Genomic DNA, 2,907 nt, shown 5'->3' with positions numbered 1-2,907 from the left:
GCAGCAGCGGCACTACCTGGACGGCGCTGCCGGTGATCTCCACGCCGCGTTGGTCGCCCTGCTCCCACGCCGTACGGCGGGAGCTGACCGTGCCGGAGGTCGCCCAGTCGGTCGTGCTCACCCGCCTGGAGGGCGGCAAGACGCCGATGCCCGACGGCGAGACCGTGCGGGAGTTCGCCGCGCACGGCACGACGATGGCGCTGTTCCTGTCGGCGGCCCGCTCGGCGCAGCTGCAGCAGGAGCTGCTGGCGGGCGGCTACCCGCCGCAGACGCCCTGCGTGGTCGGCTACCGGGTCACCTGGGAGGACGAGCTGGTGCTGCGCTGCCGCCTGGACGAGCTGGCGGCGACCGTGCGCGCCCACCGGCTCTGGAAGCACACGCTGGTGCTGGTCGGGCCCGCGCTGGAGGCCCACGGGACGCGCTCGCACCTCTACCATCCGGGCCACTTCCACGGCCACCGCCGCTCCGAGCCCGCGGCGCGGCGCGAGCTGCGAGGCTCGCGATGAGCGACACCCCCGAGCTGCGCGAGCCGGACCTGCCGCGCACGATGCGGGTGCGCAAGCGGGCGCTGCGCACCGGATGGACGACGGGCACCTGCGGCGCCGCCGCCGCGAAGGCCGCCAGCATCGCGCTCGCGCACGGCGACACCCCGCCCACCGTGGACACGCCGCTGCCCGGCGGCGGCCGGGTGACGCTGCCGGTCGACTCCTACGCCGTGGGCGACGCCAGGGCCACGGCCGTGGTCGTGAAGGACGCCGGCGACGACCCCGACGTGACCCACGGCGCGCACCTGACCGCGACCGTGTCCTGGCGTCCCGAAGCCGGCATCGAACTGGACGGCGGCGTCGGCGTCGGCGTGGTCACCCGGCCGGGCCTCGGCCTGGAGGTCGGCGGCCCCGCCATCAACCCGGTCCCCCGGGCGCAGATCACCCAGGCCGTCGGCGAGGTTCTGGACCTCGGGCGGCGCGGCGTCCGCGTGGTCATCAGCGTGCCCGAGGGCGAGCGGATGGCCCGCAAGACCACCAACGCCAGGCTCGGCATCCTCGGCGGCATCTCGATCCTCGGCACCACCGGGATCGTGCGGCCGTTCTCCACCGAGTCGTGGCGCTCGTCGGTCCTGCAGGCGATCGACGTGATGGCGGCGCAGGGCGAGCGCACGCTGGTGCTGTCCACGGGCGGGCGCACCGACCGGGCCGCGATGCGGCTGCGGCCCGGCCTGCCCGCCGTGTGCTTCGTCGAGGTCGGCGACTTCACCGGGGCCGCGCTGCGCCGGGCCGCCGACTCGGGACTGACCGACGTGCTGTTCGTCGGCATGGTCGGCAAGCTGACCAAGCTCGCCGCGGGCGTGCTCATGACGCACTACACCCGCTCCAAGATCGACAAGGACCTGCTGGCCGGGGTGACCCGGGAGGCGGGCGGCGACGAGGCCCTGGCCGGGCGGGTCGCCGAGGCGAACACCGCCCGCCACGCCTACGAGCTGTGGGAGGCCGCCGGGCTGCTCGAACCCGCCGGGCGCGTGCTGTGCGCGCGGGTGAAGGACGTGCTGGAGCGGTTCTGCGACGGCGCGCTCACCGCGTCCGTGATCATGGTCGATCCCGACGGGCTCGCCCCCGTCGCCTCCAGCGAGGAGGCCGGCCGGTGGTGACGGTGATCGGCGTCGACGGACGTCCCCTCGCCCCGTGGGCCGCCGCGCGGCTGGCCGGGGCGACGCTGGTGGCGGGGGCCGCCCGCCACCTGGACGCGCTGCCCGTGCCCGCCCGGGCCGAGCGCGTCGTGCTGGGGGACGTGGCGGCGGGAGTGCGGGCCCTCGCGGCCCATGACGGCCCGGCCGTCGTGCTCGCCTCGGGTGACCCCGGGTTCTTCGGCCTCGTCCGCCTCCTGCGCGAGCACGGCCTCGGCGTCGAGGTCGCACCCGCCGTCTCCTCGGTCGCGGCGGCCTTCGGACTGGCCGGGCTGAGCTGGGACGACGCCGTCGTGGTGAGCGCGCACGGGCGCGACCCCCGCCGGGCCGTCAACGCCTGCCGGGCGCTGGCCAAGGTCGCCGTGCTCACCGCGCCCGGCGCGGGCCCCGCCGAGATCGGCGCCGCGCTGCGCGGCTGGCCACGCCGGCTCCTGGTCGCGGAGCGTCTCGGCGCCGCCGGACGGCGGGTGACCGAGTGCACGCCCGAGGAGGCCGCGGGGCGGGAGTGGGCCGACCCCAACGTGGTGCTCTGCCTGATGGATCGGCCGTCTTCGCGCGGCTGGGCGGCGCCGCCACGCCCGACTCCGGAGCGCTGGGCGCTGCCAGAGGAGCGCTTCGAGCACCGCGACGGCATGATCACCAAGGCGGAGGTGCGGGCGCTGGCGCTCGCCCACCTCGGTCCCGGCGTGGGCGACCTGGTCTGGGACCTCGGCTGCGGCAGCGGCTCCGTGGCCGTCGAGGCGGCGCGGTTCGGCGCCGCCGTCGTCGCCGCCGACCGCGACCCCGCCCAGTGCGACCGGACGCGCCGCAACGCCGCCGCGTACGGCGTCGAGGTGCGGGTGGTGCACGGCGAGGCGCCCGGATGCCTGGCCGGGCTGCCCGTCCCGGACGCGGTGTTCGTCGGCGGGGGCGGCGCCGAGGTGGTGGGTCACGTGGCGGGTCTCGCCCCACGGACCGTGGTCGCCGCGCTCGCCGCCGTCGACCGGGTGCCCACCGTACGCGACGCGCTGCGCGCCGCGGCGTACGACGTCGGCGGCGTGTCGCTGGCGGCGAACAGGTTCGCGGACCTGCCCGGCGGCGCCACGCGTCTCGCCGCGGCCAATCCGGTCTTTCTCGTATGGGGGCATCGATGACGGTTACCGGACTGGTCACCGCGACGAAGGCGGGCCGGACGGCCGCCGGCCTGCTGGAGCAGGCCTGGCCGGACACCCGGTGGTACCCCGTGG

Annotated in this window: 3 protein-coding genes; all 3 read left to right on the top strand. The window is 77.0% G+C overall.

The genetic code is table 11. The features are described from left to right. Positions 1–506 (top strand): cobalt-precorrin-4/precorrin-4 C(11)-methyltransferase (locus AB0J39_RS39000; RefSeq protein WP_363474181.1); only part of this gene is annotated, 506 nt, incomplete at its 5' end. Continuing rightward, the gene (locus AB0J39_RS38995) at positions 503–1,645 is read left to right on the top strand and encodes a cobalt-precorrin-5B (C(1))-methyltransferase (protein ID WP_363474179.1); all 1,143 of its coding nucleotides are present in this window, start codon (positions 503–505) and stop codon (positions 1,643–1,645) included. The genes AB0J39_RS39000 and AB0J39_RS38995, both read left to right, overlap by 4 nt. Next, positions 1,639–2,814: a precorrin-6y C5,15-methyltransferase (decarboxylating) subunit CbiE gene (cbiE, locus tag AB0J39_RS38990; RefSeq protein WP_363474177.1), complete on the top strand. Its 1,176-nt coding sequence runs from the start codon at positions 1,639–1,641 to the stop codon at positions 2,812–2,814. Before AB0J39_RS38995 ends, cbiE begins: the two co-directional genes overlap by 7 nt. The last annotated feature ends 93 nt before the right edge of the window (positions 2,815–2,907 follow it).

The organism is Microbispora sp. NPDC049633 (assembly GCF_040675265.1).
Lineage (GTDB): Bacteria > Actinomycetota > Actinomycetes > Streptosporangiales > Streptosporangiaceae > Microbispora > Microbispora maris.
This window is presented reverse-complemented; position numbering and strand designations above follow the sequence as displayed.